Here is a 14825-nt window from a genome sequence, read left to right on the forward strand (position 1 = left end):
AACGGATAACGGAGAAGAGCGGATGTACGGACCAGGCATGAATCGGGGCGTGAACCAGTATCGTCAGTCGGGCGCTTTGGCGGAGGCACAGGTGGCCGAGCCGTATCGCCTGATCCAGATGCTCTTCGAGGGCGCACTGGAGCGGATTGCGGTCGCGAAAGGGGCGATGCAGCAGGGTAATGTGGCTCTCAAGGGCGAGAAGATCGGCAAGGCGATCGACATTGTGGAAGCACTGCGCGCGGTGCTGGACCACAAGCACAGCCCGGAGCTATCCGGAAACCTGGATGCGCTTTACGAGTACATGAGCCGTCGCCTTTTGGAGGCGAATGTGCAGAATGATCCGGCGGTGTTGGATGAGGTGTCCTCGCTGATCCGGGAGATCAAGGCAGGCTGGGACGACATTCCTCCCCAGGAACGCCGCAAGGCTGGCTGAATGTCCTCGCATACCGCCTCCCAGTCGGGAGCACCGGACGCCAGCGTCACGCTGGAAGACGGGATCGAGGGCGTTCGGGGGGCCATGGATGCCGCCTTGGCCGACGAAGATTGGGACCGTTTACAGGAGCTGGACGGGATTGCCCGTGCGTTGGTAGAGCGCGCCTTTGGCGTTGAACCCGCCCCGCAGCGGGATGACGACGGTACCTCACTGCGGGCTGCCTTGCAGTCCCTGGCGCGCTTCTATGAGCAGCACCTCCCGGAGCTCCAGGCGCGGCAGGCCGATGTAAGCCGGCAACTCCGAGACCTGCGCAGCGGTCGCCGGGGTATCTCCGCGTACGAAACGACCCGCCGGCATACCATGCGGGCGAACCCGGGCAAGCCGAGCGACTAACGCGGTCCCGCAACGGGTCGAAACTTCTCCGTTACTCCCAAAAGCCCGATTATCCCCTCCCGTCATCCCGGAAACCGCAACGCGGTTGTCCGGGATCTCCACGGCCAGGGTCGCCCGAGCTCTGGGCGATATCCGACGTGATAGATCCCGGCTCTTCGCTGCGCTGCGGCCGGGATGACGATGAGGGGGAGCGTCTAGCCGTACAGGCGTTGCGAAAAGCACTCGGAATCGCTACGAACCTTTTGTCATCCCGGAAACTGCGGAGCAGTTATCCGGGATCTTCGTGGTGTGGGCTGCCCGTGCGTTGGGGTGAATCCGGCGTGCGAGATCCCGGCTCTTCGCTTCGCTGCGGCCGGGATGACGATGAGGGGGGGGCGTCTAGCCGGACAGGCGTCGCGAAAAGTACTCGGAATCACCACAAACCTGTTGTCATCCCGGAAACTGCGGAGCAGTTATCCGGGATCTTCGCGGTGTGGGCTGCCCGTACGTTGGGGTGAATCTGGCGTGGGGAGATCCCGGCTCTCCGCTGCGCTGCGGCCGGGATGACGGGTTGAGCGGGTGCCCTGCCAACTTCGAGTCTGCCACTAAGCGAATCGGCTAGAAGAGGTTGTCGTAGAGGTCTCTCCAGGTGGGGTTTTCTGTTTCGACAAGGTCGATCTTCCAGGGGCGTCGCCAGCGTTTGATCTGCTTTTCTCGGCGGATGGCTTCGTCCATGGACTCGTGTTGTTCGAACCAGACGAGGCGGTAGAGCTTGTAGCGGCGGGTGAAGCCGGGTACGAAGTCGTCGCGGTGTTGGGCGATGCGGCTGGGGAGGTTGCTGGTGACCCCGGTGTACAGGGTGCCTTCTCGCCGGTTGGTCAGGATGTAGACCGCCGGGTGCTTTTCCATGGTTCGCGTCCTTGCGAGGCCAGGTGTTGAGTTTGCCATGGATGTTGCGGTCGTCGCGCGTTCACCGCGTTTCGGGTGCCCTGGTCCGTGGGAGGCACAAGGGATTCCTCTGACTCCTACTTGTCATCCCGGAAACCGCGGAGCGGTTATCCGGGATCTCTGCGGTGTAGGCTGCCCGTACGTTGGGGTGTGTCCGGCGTGGGAGATCCCGGCTCTCCGCTTCGCTACGGCCGGGATGACGGGGGGCTCGCTTGTGGTCAGGAGGGTGAGCCTGGCGCTGGTGTGAAGGGCCAAGAAGCAGGTCGTAGCTACCGACGTCATCCCGGAAACTGCGGAGCAGTTATCCGGGATCTCTGCGGTGTAGGCTGCCCGTACGTTGGGGTAAATCCGGCGTGGGAGATCCCGGCTCTCCGCTTTGCTACGGCCGGGATGACGGGACAAGGGGGCGCTACGGCCGGGATGACGGGAAAAGTGGGCGCTGGGGCCGGGCGGGATGACGGGCCGGGTGGGGCGCGGCCGGCGCTACAGGGTGGGAAGGCGTGCGGCCGGGGGACGGGAAGGAGGGCGTTGCGGCCAGGATGACAGGCTGGGTAGGCAAGGGCCGGGATGACGTGGCGGGGTCAGGGGTTTGGGGGGAGGCGGCGGACGGTTTGGACGCTGCTGAGGGATTGGAGGCGGTCGAAGAGGTGGCTGAGTTCGCCGAGGTCGCTGAATTCGGCTTCCAGTTCCATGCGGACGCTGCGGTCTTCGCGGTTGGTTTCGGTGTTTACGCGCAGGAGGTTGATGCCGCATTCGGAGAAGGCGTTGCCGACTTCGCCCAGCAGGCCGGGGCGGTCGTGGGCATCGACCTCCAGGGTGATGGCCTCGCGTTCGGGCTCTTCGCCCCAGGAGACCGGGATCAGGCGGCCGCGCTTTTCCTCCGGCATGTGCAGGATGTTTACGCAGTCGCTGCGGTGCACGGAGACGCCGGCGCCGCGGGTAATGAAGCCGATGATCGGGTCCCCGGGCTGCGGGTTGCAGCAGCGCGCCCGGGTGGTCAGCAGGCCGCCGACGCCCCGGATCTTGATATCGTCTTCTTTCGCTTCGCCATCGTGGCGGCGCGGTCGCTGGGGCGCGGGCTGCACAGCGGTCTTGTCGCGACCACGGGTCTCGCGCATCTGCTGGGCGATGCGCCCGGCGATCTGGGTGGTGGTGATGTCGCCGGCACCCAGCGCGACCAGCAGCTCGTCGAAGGTCTGGTATTTCATGGCCTCGGCGAGGGCGCTGCGGTCGAGATCCTGTCCGCAGCCCAGGCGCTGGCATTCGCGATCGAACAGGTGCTTGCCGGTGGCCAGGTGTTCGTCCTGGTGCTGCTGGCGGAACCAGGTACGGACCTTGGAGCGGGCGCGGGCGGTGTTGAGATATCCCAGGTTGGGGTTGAGCCAGTCGCGGCTGGGGCCGCCCTCCCGGGTGGTCAGGACCTCGACGCGTTCGCCGGACTTCAGCTTGTAGGTGAGCGGGACGATGTGACCGTCGACCTTGGCCCCGCGGCAGCGGTGGCCGACCTCGGTGTGCACCGCGTAGGCAAAGTCCAGCGGGGTGGCGCCCTGGGACAGGTCCAGCACCTCGCCCTGGGGCGTGAGCACGAACACGCGCTGGTGCAGCGGCTCGCTCTGGATCTCGTCGAGCAGGTTCTGGTCGTTGTTGTCGGCGGCCTCCAGCAGTTGGCGCAGGTTGTTGATGGCACGGTTGAGTGCCTGATCCTCGCGCCCGCCTTCCTTGTAGCGCCAGTGCGCGGCCACCCCGAGCTCGGCGAAGTCGTCCATCTCGCGGGTGCGGATCTGCACCTCCACGACCTTGCCCTCCGGTCCGACCACGGCGGTATGCAGGGACTGGTAGCCGTTGTCCTTGGGATTGGCGATGTAGTCGTCGAATTCGCTGGGGAGGTGGCGCCAGTCGTTGTGCACGATGCCAAGCACGGTGTAGCAGGTGGCCAGCTGGTCGACGATCACCCGGGTGGCGCGCAGGTCGTACAACTCGGACAGCGAGGTACGCTTGCGCTGCATCTTCTTCCAGATGCTGTAGATGTGCTTCGGGCGGCCGAAGACCCGAGCCTGGATGCCCTCGGACTGCAGCCGGCTCTTCAGAGTCTTTGCGAAGTCCTCCACGTAGGTTTCGCGTTCTGTTCGATTTTCTTCCAGCCCGCGTGCGATCTCGCGGTAGGTTTCCGGTTCCAGGATGCGCAGGGCGAGGTCTTCCATCTCCCACTTGAGCTGGCCGACGCCCAGGCGGTTGGCCAGCGGCGCGATGACGTCCAGGGTTTCCTGGGCGAGGGCGCGCGCGCTGTCATCCGCTTCCCGCACCAGCAGGCGCAGGTGCTGCACGCGGAACGCCAGCTTGATCAGCACGGCACGCACGTCGTCGACCATGGCCATCAGCATGCGGCGCAGGCGTTCGGCCTGTTCCGGCCGGCCCGCCGGCGCCTCGAATCGGCGGCGAACCAGGGCCGCGACGTTGGTTGTGAGCCGGGCGATGGCCGCACCAAAACGCTGCTCGAGCTGGGCCGGCTTGAGCAGGTCCGCCAGATACACGGGCACGAGCAGGGTCGCGATCAGCGTCTGCCGATCCACGTTGAGGTGGCGCAGGATCTCCGCCACATCCATCGGGTGGGACTCGAGACCGGCGGCATCGACGGCTTCCAGGGCGCGATCCAGCGCCTCGGCCAGCTGCTGGCCGGTGGCGTCGTCCAGGGGTTGGTTGCCCGCGAAATGGCGCAGCAGCGCGTCACGGTCGAGACCCTGCAGGTCGGTGTTGGTGAGCAGCGAATGGCGCATGGGGCGGGGATGTTCCAGCGAAACCGTTCGGGGCATTGTACCGGTCCGCGCGGGCCGGCGAGAGGCTTGCGTGAGACGAGATCGGGGGTCAGGATCGGGGCATGGTCAACGTGTTCAAGATCCTGGGTCTCGCGGGGTTGGGTTATGTCCTGTTTACGGGGCTGATCTTCCTCACCCAGGACCGCTTGATCTACATGCCCTCCAGCAACGTGACCAGCACGCCGGAGCGCATCGGGCTGGATTACGAGGATGTCGAGCTGGTGGCTGGGGACGGCGTGCGTCTGCATGGCTGGTTTATGCCAGGGCCAGACGGCGATACCCCCGTGCTGCTGTTCCTGCATGGCAATGCCGGCAATATCGGCCACCGCCTGCATTCGCTGCAGCAATTCCACGAGCTGGGCCTGGCGGTCCTGATCATCGACTACCGGGGATATGGCCGGAGCGCCGGGCGACCCGACGAGGCGGGGACCTACTTGGATGCCCGCGCCGCGTGGCAGTACCTGACGGAGGAGCGCTCGATCCCGCCGGAGGCGATCGTGGTGTTTGGTCGTTCGCTGGGTGCGGCGGTGGCGGCGGAGCTGGCCACCGGCGTGGAGCCGGCAGCGGTGATCCTGGAGTCCGCCTTCACCTCGGCCGCGGATCTCGGGGTGCGCCACTACCCCTGGCTGCCGGTGCGGGCGCTGCTGCGCCACGAATACGACACACTGGGTCGCGTCGAGGCGATCACGGCACCGATTCTGTTTGCCCACAGCCCGCAGGACGAAATCGTGCCGTTCGAGCATGCCGAACGCCTGCATGCGGCAGCCGGAGACGGCCGCCTGCTGGAGATGCAAGGGGGCCACAACGACGCCTTTCTGGCCACCGGGGAGGCCTACAGCGACGGCCTGCGCGCCTTTCTGCTTGATGCGGGCCTGTCGCTCCCCGAGCCGTGAGATGGAGCCTCGCAGCATCCCGGAATCCCGGACTGCGCACGGATGCCGTGTCTCCATCGTGGGAGATTGGTAGACTGCGCCGCTGTCCCGGCCGGAATGGATGCCCATGGGGAGCGCTGGCTCCCGGTGCCACCGAATGATCGAACCTCCCGCAAAAAGTCCGCTGACGGTTACCTACCGTCGTGAAGAGGACCCCGACTGTGCGGTGGCACCCGTGGTGATCCGGTTTGGCGGATCCAGTGGCGTCGAACACCGGGCCGGGCAACTGGAGATCCGCGTGGGCCTGGAACCGCTCGGTGGTGGTTCGGGCTGGGTGGAGTGCTGGTCCCTGCCGGGTGGAGCCGCCGGGGAGACTGGCGCGGAAGGGGCGTTGACGTACCTGCGCAGCGAGGAGTGTCTGGTGGGATGCTGGACCGCGCCGCTGGACGCGATCGAAGACCCGGATCCGGTGACGCAACGCGCCTATCGGGAGATCCTGGCGGGTTGCCGGGCGCTGGGCTTCGAGTACCTCGTGCGGGTGTGGAACTATCTCCCCGCCATCAATGACCCGGTGGACGGCCAGGAACGCTATCGCGGCTTCTGCAGCGGGCGCGCGCGGGTCTTCGAGGCATTGCCGGCGTACGAACGCATCCTGCCGGCGGCCACTGCGATCGGTACGCATTCCGACGGGCTGCTGATCTACTTCATTGCCACGCGCGAGGCCGCGGCCCGGATCGAGAATCCGCGCCAGGTCAGTGCCTACCGCTACCCGCGCCAGTACGGCCCGCGCAGCCCCTCGTTTGCGCGCGCCAGCCTGTGGCAGTCGGGGCCGCGGGCCGCCGAACTGTTCATCTCCGGAACGGCGAGTATCGTGGGCCATGAAAGCCGGCATGTCGGGGACCTGGGGGCGCAGATCGACGAGAGCCTGCGTAACATCGGGGTGTTGCTGGAACAGGCCGCCACGCACCACCCGGTCCACGCCGATGCCCCGCGGGAGCTGTCGGCACTGAAGGTCTACCTGCGCCGAGCCGCCGACGCGCCGGCCGCCGAGGCGCATCTGCGGGAACGCCTGGGCCACGATGTACCCTGGCTGTTGCTGCACGGCGATATCTGCCGTGAGGAATTGCTGGTGGAGATCGAGGGACTGTACTCGGAGCGTCTGACGGAGACGCTCGCGATACCATGACGGATTGATGCCGGGCCGGACGGACTGCCGCGAGAGGGTGGTCACCGGTCCCTAGCCAGGGAGAACACGCAATGCAGCCGACCACCAAGAAGCCGCACCCGGTCCTGAAGGACTACTACGGCGACGAGGCCAGCCGCCGCGCCTACGTCGACGACCTGTTTGACCGGACCGCCCCGTATTACGACCGCATCCTGCGGGTGGGCTTCTTCGGCACCGGCCAGTCGTATCGCCGGTTTGTCCTGAAACAATCCGGTCTGGAGGCCGGTATGGAGGTGCTGGACGTGGCCACCGGCACCGGCCCGGTTGCGGAGGAGATCCGCAAGGTGGTGGGGGACGATCACCTGACCTGCGTCGACCCGAGCCGCGGCATGATGGATATCGCCCGCACCAAGATGGATGCCACCTTCATCCAGAGCCTGGGCGAGCAGATGCCGCTGCCGGACCAGCAGTACGACCGTCTGTACATGGGGTATGGGCTTCGCCATGTGCGCGACCTGCACGAGTTGTTCAGCGAGTACTTCCGCGTGCTGAAGCCGGGCGGGCGCTGCACTATCCTCGAGGTCTCGCGGCCACGTACGAAGTTCCAGTTTGGCCTGGCACGCTTCTATTTCCGCGATTTCGTGCCGTTTGTGGGCAAGGTGCTCACCCGCGACCCGGACGGGCAACTGCTGATGCGCTATTTCTGGGACACCATCGATCAGTGCGTCCCCCCGGACGACATCATGGAAACCCTGCGATCCGTCGGTTTCGAAGACGTGCAGCGCAATGTCCAGCTCGGCGTCTTCAGCGCCTACATGGCGACGCGCCCGGCCGGGTAGATCGCCCCGTGGCCCGGCTGAAGGTGAAGGTGGCGCCGGGCAGCAAGCGCAACGCCTTGGCCGGGTGGATGGGCGACACCCTCAAGCTGCAAGTGCGGGCGCCGCCGGAGAAGGGCCGCGCCAACGAGGCCGTGATTGCGCTGCTGGCGGCCGAACTGGGTTGCCCGAAGTCGGCCGTGGAGGTGGTAGCTGGCGCGACCTCGCGCAGCAAGACGGTGACGGTGGAGGGCTGGACCGAGTCCGACTTGCGCCACGCGTTATCCTGATGACTCATGACTGTGACGCGGCTCGTGCCTGACGAGCCCCTGTGAAGGGAACTACGGATGAACCGCCTGACCCTGACCCGACCGGATGACTGGCACCTGCACCTGCGCGACGGCGACGTCCTCGCTTCGGTGCTGCCGGATACCGCGCGCCGCTTCCGCCGCGCGATCATCATGCCCAACCTGAAGCCACCGGTGACCACGGTCGAGGCCGCGGGCGACTACCGTGACCGCATCCTGGCGGCGCTGCCGGAGGAGGCGGACTTCGAGCCGCTGATGACGCTGTATCTCACCGAGGGCACGACCCCGGGGATGATCGACGCGGCGAAGGCCTCCGGGTTCATCCACGGGGTCAAGCTGTACCCGGCCGGCGCCACGACCAATGCTGCCAGCGGGGTAACCGATATCCGCCGTTGCTATCCGGTGTTCGAGGCCATGCAGCGGGTGGACCTGCCCCTGTTGATCCACGGGGAGGTGACCGATCCGGACGTGGACATCTTCGACCGCGAGGCGGTGTTCATCGAGCGCCACCTGGAACCGCTGATCCGGGACTTCCCCGAGCTGCGCGTGGTGCTGGAGCACATCACCACCGAATCCGCCGTGCAGTTCATCCACGACGGGCCGGAACACGTTGCCTCCACCATTACCCCGCAGCATCTGCTCTACAACCGCAACGCGCTGTTCGCCGGCGGGATGCGGCCGCACCACTTCTGTCTGCCGATCCTGAAACGCGAGCGTCACCGCAAGGCCCTTTTGGAGGCGGCGACCAGCGGGCACCCACGGTTCTTCCTGGGGACCGACAGTGCGCCGCATCCGCGCCACGCGAAGGAGTCGGCCTGTGGCTGCGCGGGGATCTATTCCGCGCACGCGGCCATCGAGCTGTACGCGGAGGCCTTCGCCGCGGCGGAGGCGCTGGATCGGCTGGAAGGCTTTGCCAGCCATTTCGGACCGGATTTCTACAAGCTGCCGCGCAACACCGACACCCTGACGCTGGAGCGCTCCCCGTGGAACGTACCGGAAGCGGTACTGTTCGGGCATGACCCGGGTGTGCCGTTGCGCGCGGGCGAGACCATCGCCTGGCAACTGGCTCAATAAACGCGCTCGCCGAACCCGGCACTACGGGTGCGGTCAGCAGGGTAGTAGACAATGGACAGGATGAGGACACCGGCATGACGGAACCCAACGTGCAACGCGGAACCCTGTGGTTCTGGATGGCCATCAGTCTCGGGGTGGCGTTGCTGATTATCGCGCTCGGCGTCAGGCTGGAGCCCGCCGGTGCCGCGATCCTGCGTGCCCCGCTCAGTTCGCCGGCGGCCGGCGCGCTCGGGTTTGGCCTGCTGATGGTCTGGGCAGCCTATGCCTATGCGCTGTCCGCCGGGCGTGCCGCGGGCAGCCAGGAAATGGGGGTGGTGATCCTCAATCTCGGTCTGCCGGTGGCCCTGATCCTGCTGTGGGGGGCCGAACTGAACGCGCTGGCGTTCTTTGTGGCGATCGGGTGGACGCTGACCCTGGGCGGAATGGCCATGCGCCTGTTTCGGCGCGAGGCCCTGGCCGGGGTGATGATGCTGCCCATCATCGGGGTGAGCCTCACGGGGATCCTGCTGTCGCTGACCCTCTGGGTCGTGCCGGCCGCAACGGGCGGCGCCTGACCGGGGCGGGCCCGCTGCCTACACGGCCCGGTGCATCGGGTCGGGAATGGGCAGCGATTCGGGCGCGCCCCGGGCGTGCGCGAAGAAGGCATCCGCGTCCATGGGGCGGGCGAACAGGTAGCCCTGAAAACGCAGGTCGCCATGGGTTGCCAGCCACTGGTACTGGGCGTCCGTCTCGACCCCCTCCGCAACAACCTGTAGCCGAAACTGCCGGGCGATATCGCAGATGGTGCGTACCATGGCCTGGTCGTCGGCGTCGTGGTCCACCTGACGGACAAAGCTCCGGTCGATCTTGAGTTCGTCGAAGGGCAGGCGCTTGAGATAGCTGAGAGAGGAAAAGCCCGTCCCGAAGTCGTCCATGGAGAAGCGCAGGCCCATCTGGCGCAGGGCCTGCATGATGTGGATGACGCGGTCGGTATCCTCGGCCACCACGTGTTCGGTGATCTCCAGGGTGATGCGGTGGGCGTGCTCGCGGTCCAGGTAGCGGGCGATCAGCTCCTGCATGCGATGCACGAAGTTCAGGTGGACCAGCTGGCGCGGACTGATGTTGATGGCCAGCTGCTCCAGGTGGAATCCGGTGCGGTCCCAGTCGCGCAGGGCCTGGAAGGCGCGCGCGATGACCGCGTCGCCCAGTTCGCTGATGTAGCCGGTCTGCTCGGCAATAGGGATGAACTCCGCCGGTGAGACCGGGCCGAGCTCGGCGCTTTGCCAGCGGATCAGGGTTTCGGCGCTGCGGATATGGCCGGTGGCATCCACCTGCGGCTGGAACAGGACCTCGATCTCGCGGTTGTGCAACGCGAAATGCAGGCAGCGTTCGATCTGCAAGTGCCGCTCTACGGCCCGCGACAACTCGTCGCTGAACACCACCACGCCGTCGCGGCCGCGGTCCTTGACCTCGTACATGGCAATATCCGCCTCGCGTACGAGCTGATGCGAGTCGACCGGGTGGTCCGGCTCGATCAGGCGGATCCCGATGCTGGCGCTCACGTGCAGGTGGTGGCTGCGGATGATGTAGGGCGTCTTGACCACCTGCAGGAGCGAGCGCGCCAGCCGGCGGGCGGCGCGCTCGCAGGTCTGGCGGTCGCCCTTGCCAGGGGCGACGATCACGAACTCGTCACCGCCCAGGCGGGCGAGGTGATGGCCGGGGGGAAGGGCGTTGGCGAAGTCGCGTGTCACGGATTTGAGCAGCTCGTCCCCGATGTCGTGTCCCAGCAGGTCGTTGACCGTCTTGAAGTGATCCAGATCGATCAGCAGCAGGAAGGAGTGCTGGCGGTGGTGCTGCAGCACCTCCAGGCTCTCTTCGAGGTGCTCGATGAAGGCCGCGCGGTTGTTCAGGCCGGTGAGGGCGTCGTGCGAGGCCTGGTGGAGGCTGTCGCGCAGCAGGCCGAAGCTGCTGCTCGCGGCGTAGTACAGGACCAGGGCCAGGGTCGCCGAGAAGGCCGCCAGGACGTACCCGTACCAGTCCCCGATCAGCAGGAAATAGATCGCCAGCGGTGCGATCATGGCGGGGATCAGCGGCCGGAACACCCAGGGGGCCGGATAGAGCAGGGCCGCCACCACGGTGGTGGCGCCGATCTGGGTGAAGATGGCGATATAGTGGAGGTTCTGGGAGTCCAGGCGGACGAAGACCAGGAAGATTACGGTCCACAACGCCACATAGAGGTACAGAAAGAGGGTGAGCCGGATCCGCCAGCGGATGCGTTGCTCGGGGGCCAGTGGCGATCGGTGGTAGCGCCAGTACAGCTGCAGCCCCCACAGCGAGGCGGCGGCCATCACGGCGTACCAGGACACGGCCGCGGTGAATGCGCCGTGCAGAGTGCCGAGCAGGATATATCCCAGCCCCGGCAGCAGCGACAAGGCCACCAGGACCGGGATCTGCCGGGTCAGGTAGGAGTCGAAGCGCGGGTCGGCCCGCAGCGCCTCCCGCGCCGGTGCAAGGGCATGCACGGAGGACGCCGACGGTTTGTCTCCCTGGGTGAGTGCCATCGGCTCCGTGAGGGGGCTTGTGCAGAAGGGCCGGACATTACGGTAAATCCATCCAGGGCTCAATGCGTGGGTAGGTGAGCCGCCGCAGTTACGGGGAACGAGATGCTGCTGACCGAGGCACAAATCGAGGCGCAACTGACCGATGCGGCGCGTCGGGGCGAATTCGACGATCTCCCCGGGAGCGGCCAGCCCCTGGAACTGGATGACGACAGCGCGGTGCCGGAAGAGCTGCGCATGGCCTACCGGGTGATGAAGAACGCCGGTTATGTGCCCGAGGCCGTCCAGATCCGGGGCGAGATCGCCTCCGTGGAGGCCCTGCTGCAGGCGGCGGACGACGAGGCCTCGCGCCAGCATGCCGCCCGGCGCCTGCGCGTGTTGCTGGATCGCCTGAATCGCAGCGGTGATGGCCGGGGGATGGTCTCGGAGTCCGGCTATTTTCGCCAGCTATGCGAGCGCATGGACGGCCCTGCGCGATGAACCCGCTCCATGGCCCCCTGAGAGGGCGCGGCGCGACCCTGGACCCGGACGCGCGTTTCGAGCCAACCCGGCGGGAACCCTTCGATGACGGGTGGGAAGGGGATGGCGAGGCCCCGCCACCGCTGCGCACCGAGGTCACGGTCGAGCACCCGCGCCGCGTGCTGTCGTGGAATCAGTCGCCGGATGTGCCATTCGAGCTCTCGCTGAACCCCTATCGCGGCTGCGAACACGGCTGCTCCTACTGCTTCGCTCGACCGGCACACGCCTACGTGGGGTTGTCGCCGGGACTCGATTTCGAAAGCCGCCTGTTCGCCAAGGTGGGTGCGGCCGAGTGCCTGCGGCGCGAGCTGGCAAGGCCCTCGCACCGGGTGACGCCGCTGGCCCTGGGCATCAACACGGATGCCTACCAGCCCGTCGAGCGCGAATGGCGGATCACGCGGGAGCTTCTGGAGGTGCTGGCCGAGACCGGACACCCAGTATCAATCGTGACCAAGTCGGCCCTGGTCGAGCGTGACCTGGACCTGCTGGCGCCGATGGCGGAACGCGGGCTGGTCCAGGTTGCCGTTTCGCTGACCACCCTCGACCGGAGCCTGTCGCGCCATCTGGAGCCACGCGCCGCGGCTCCGCAGCGGCGCCTGCAGACGATCGAGCGGCTGAACGCGGCGGGGGTGCCGGTCAACGTTCTGGTGGCGCCGCTGATCCCCGTGCTGACGGATGGCGAACTGGAATCACTGCTGGAGGCGGGCGCGGCGGCCGGCGCGGTGGCGGCCGGGTATGTGCTTTTGCGGCTCCCGCGCGAGGTCGCGCCACTGTTCGAGGACTGGCTGCGCCATCATCATCCGCTCAAGGCCGACCACATCCTGCAGCGCCTGCGGGAGGCGCATGGCGGCAAGCTGTATGACGCCACCTTCGGCCATCGCATGCGCGGGGCCGGCGCCTACGCCGAGCTGTTGCGCCAGCGCTTCCGGCTGGCCCGGCGGCGCGCGGGACTGGCCGGGCGCCTCGTGGAACTGGACTGCGGCCAGTTCCAGCCGCCGGCGCGGCCGCGAAAGGCCCATGCCGAGGGCCAGATGGACCTGTTCTGATCAAGGTAGCCGGGTGCGGGGCGGCGCGGGATACAGCGCCACGATCCCGGGTGGTGGCCACCGTCGGGCCGGGAAAGGGGCGGGCAGGCCCGATCCCCGGAAGCGCCGATCTGGTTTACAGTGGGCCTTCGTGAACAAGGGCGGGACGATGCCGGAGACCTCCACAACCCCTACCGATCCCGCGGCCTGGTGGGGCCGCCGGCCGCTCGCTGCTGGGCAGCACGGCCGCTGGTCCATCGGGCCGCTCGATCTCTGGCTGCTGCACGGCGATCAGGAATGGCAGTTGGTGCTCGAACGTCCTCGCGACTCCGCCGATGCCACCCTGGCGATCGATGTCCCCTGCAATGATGCGTTTCCGGAATCGGCCAAGGACCGGCTGCGTTTCGCCGGCTCTCCGGTCGGCACCGAGCCGGAATTGCGCGTGGCCCTGGCGGACCGGGCGATGGTGAGCCGTCCGCAGGATCCTTTCTACGTGCCGTCCCAGGGGGAGGTCACGCTTTATCTGAGTACGCCGGCCTGGGTGCAGCTGTACCTGGGACCGGCCCGAGTACAGGAATTCCCGGTCTACACGCCTTCCGATACGTGGTTCGGCGCGAGCACCGTGAACGGCGAACTGTGCTATGCCACCCGCACCCAGGCGCGCCTGGACCTGGCCGACGTGCCGGAACGGCCGCATCGCGTGGTGACCCCGCTGACCATTGCCAACAAGGCGGACGACGCGTTGTTCCTGGAGCGGGTGAACCTGCCGGTGCCGCGTCTGCCGGTCTACGCCGACGAGCACCACCGGCTGTGGACCCCGGCGGTGCGCATGGAGCGCGAGGAGGACCGCGACATGGCAGAGATGAAGATCGACTCCGGGCCACCGGCCGTGGCGGCCGGTGCGCGACGCATTGCCGAGCCTCGCCAGGCCGGGGGACGGCATTTGATGGTGCGGGCGTTCACCGCCCTGTTTCAGTAGGGAGCCACGTACACCATGAATGAATGGCTACAAGCGGCCGAGGCCTTCGTGACCAGCGAGGCCTTTCTCGCGGCGATCCGCGCGGTGCTGTACCTGCTGGTCGGCCTTCTGGTGGCACGGCTGGTGTCGCGCGGACTGGCGCGGATGCTGGAGGACAAGCTCGACGCCCAGCAGGTGATGCTGACCCGGCGCATCAGCTTCTACGTGATCGTGCTGCTGGTGCTGGCCTCGGCGCTGCGCGAACTCGGGTTCGACCTGACCGTGCTGCTGGGCGCGGCCGGCATCCTGACGGTCGCGCTCGGCTTTGCCTCGCAGACATCGGCCTCCAACCTGATCTCGGGGCTGTTCCTGATTGGCGAGCGGCCGTTCTCCGTCGGGGACGTGATCAAGGTCGGGGATGCCACCGGCGAGGTACTCTCGATCGACCCGCTGTCGGTGAAACTTCGGACCTTCGACAACCTGATGGTGCGGGTGCCCAACGAGAGCCTGGTGAAATCCCAGCTGACCAACCTCAGCCGCTTCCCGATCCGTCGGCTCGACATGCAGGTCGGGGTGGCCTATCACACCGATCTCAAGCAGTTGCGGGACATCCTGATGACGGTGGCGGAGGGCAATCCGGTGTGCCTGGAGGAACCCAAGCCGTTGTTCATCTTCCTCGAATACGGGGACTCCGCGCTGAAAATCCAGTTCTCCGTCTGGGCACGGCGGGAGAAATTCCTGGATCTGCGCAACTCCATGCACGAGGGCGTGAAGGCGGCGCTGGACGAGGCAGGCATCGAGATCCCGTTCCCGCAACGCACCCTGGGCAGTCTGGGCGGCCCGCTACCGGTGCGCATCGTCGACAACGTGTCGGATGTCGAGGCGGAAGCCGCCGCCCCGACGGAGCCGGGCGCGCGCTCCTAAGTGGCAAGGGCCCGGCCGGACGTGCGGGCGCGGCCCGGGGAGAACCGGCTCAGTCCAGGGAC

15 protein-coding genes are annotated in these 14825 nt (G+C 67.0%); 12 read left to right on the plus strand and 3 right to left on the minus strand.

Annotation, left to right across the window (positions count from 1 at the left end; genetic code table 11):
* Window positions 1-22 precede the first annotated feature (22 nt).
* Entirely contained in the window at window positions 23-433 is a 411-nt protein-coding gene (gene fliS, locus F817_RS0108770) for a flagellar export chaperone FliS (RefSeq protein WP_024327295.1), read from the plus strand.
* Window positions 434-826 (plus strand): flagellar protein FliT, encoded by a 393-nt coding sequence (locus F817_RS0108775; protein WP_024327296.1) that lies wholly within the window; start codon window positions 434-436, stop codon window positions 824-826. It abuts the gene before it with no gap.
* A gap of 597 nt (window positions 827-1423) precedes the next feature.
* Here the strand turns inward: F817_RS0108775 and F817_RS0108780 are convergent.
* Together F817_RS0108780 and F817_RS0108785 are read right to left on the minus strand one after the other, a co-directional pair.
* Complete coding sequence (locus tag F817_RS0108780; protein ID WP_024327297.1) at window positions 1424-1714, minus strand: GIY-YIG nuclease family protein; 291 nt, start codon at window positions 1712-1714, stop codon at window positions 1424-1426.
* A 620-nt stretch (window positions 1715-2334) separates the two neighbouring features.
* On the minus strand, window positions 2335-4527 hold the full coding sequence (locus tag F817_RS0108785; protein WP_024327298.1) for a bifunctional (p)ppGpp synthetase/guanosine-3',5'-bis(diphosphate) 3'-pyrophosphohydrolase: 2193 nt from the start codon (window positions 4525-4527) through the stop codon (window positions 2335-2337).
* Window positions 4528-4628: 101 nt separating this feature from the next.
* Between F817_RS0108785 and F817_RS0108790 the strand changes: the two genes are divergently transcribed.
* The 6 genes from F817_RS0108790 (at window position 4629) to F817_RS0108815 (ending at window position 9354) form a co-directional block, all read left to right on the plus strand.
* Complete coding sequence (locus F817_RS0108790; protein WP_024327299.1) at window positions 4629-5459, plus strand: alpha/beta hydrolase; 831 nt, start codon at window positions 4629-4631, stop codon at window positions 5457-5459.
* Between the two features lie 136 nt (window positions 5460-5595).
* A complete protein-coding gene (locus tag F817_RS0108795; protein ID WP_024327300.1) occupies window positions 5596-6624 on the plus strand; it encodes a hypothetical protein in 1029 nt (342 codons plus the stop codon).
* 71 nt (window positions 6625-6695) lie between these two features.
* On the plus strand, window positions 6696-7442 hold the full coding sequence (locus F817_RS0108800; protein WP_024327301.1) for a class I SAM-dependent methyltransferase: 747 nt from the start codon (window positions 6696-6698) through the stop codon (window positions 7440-7442).
* 8 nt (window positions 7443-7450) lie between these two features.
* On the plus strand, window positions 7451-7708 hold the full coding sequence (locus F817_RS0108805) for a DUF167 domain-containing protein (RefSeq protein WP_024327302.1): 258 nt from the start codon (window positions 7451-7453) through the stop codon (window positions 7706-7708).
* 57 nt (window positions 7709-7765) lie between these two features.
* Window positions 7766-8800, plus strand: coding sequence for a dihydroorotase (pyrC, locus tag F817_RS0108810; protein WP_024327303.1), 1035 nt, complete (start codon window positions 7766-7768; stop codon window positions 8798-8800).
* A 74-nt stretch (window positions 8801-8874) separates the two neighbouring features.
* The gene (locus tag F817_RS0108815) at window positions 8875-9354 is read left to right on the plus strand and encodes a hypothetical protein (RefSeq protein WP_017940689.1); all 480 of its coding nucleotides are present in this window, start codon (window positions 8875-8877) and stop codon (window positions 9352-9354) included.
* An 18-nt stretch (window positions 9355-9372) separates the two neighbouring features.
* Here F817_RS0108815 and F817_RS0108820 read toward each other — a convergent pair whose 3' ends face one another.
* Window positions 9373-11340, minus strand: a complete 1968-nt coding sequence (locus F817_RS0108820; RefSeq protein WP_024327304.1) for a bifunctional diguanylate cyclase/phosphodiesterase — start codon at window positions 11338-11340, stop codon at window positions 9373-9375.
* A 102-nt stretch (window positions 11341-11442) separates the two neighbouring features.
* On the opposite strand from F817_RS0108820, the gene F817_RS0108825 reads away from it, so the two are divergent.
* The 4 genes from F817_RS0108825 to F817_RS0108840 all read left to right on the plus strand — a co-directional run bounded on the left by F817_RS0108825 (window position 11443) and on the right by F817_RS0108840 (window position 14763).
* A complete protein-coding gene (locus tag F817_RS0108825) occupies window positions 11443-11817 on the plus strand; it encodes a DnaJ family domain-containing protein (protein ID WP_024327305.1) in 375 nt (124 codons plus the stop codon).
* Window positions 11814-12902 carry a PA0069 family radical SAM protein gene (locus tag F817_RS0108830; protein WP_024327306.1) on the plus strand — a complete coding sequence of 363 codons (1089 nt, stop codon included), beginning with the start codon at window positions 11814-11816 and terminating at the stop codon, window positions 12900-12902. Before F817_RS0108825 ends, F817_RS0108830 begins: the two co-directional genes overlap by 4 nt.
* Before the next feature lie 148 nt (window positions 12903-13050).
* Window positions 13051-13860: a hypothetical protein gene (locus F817_RS0108835; protein ID WP_024327307.1), complete on the plus strand. Its 810-nt coding sequence runs from the start codon at window positions 13051-13053 to the stop codon at window positions 13858-13860.
* Between the two features lie 15 nt (window positions 13861-13875).
* Window positions 13876-14763, plus strand: coding sequence for a mechanosensitive ion channel family protein (locus F817_RS0108840; protein ID WP_024327308.1), 888 nt, complete (start codon window positions 13876-13878; stop codon window positions 14761-14763).
* Window positions 14764-14825 lie beyond the last annotated feature (62 nt).

The sequence above is a fragment of the Thioalkalivibrio sp. AKL19 genome, assembly GCF_000420165.1.
GTDB lineage: Bacteria > Pseudomonadota > Gammaproteobacteria > Ectothiorhodospirales > Ectothiorhodospiraceae > Thioalkalivibrio.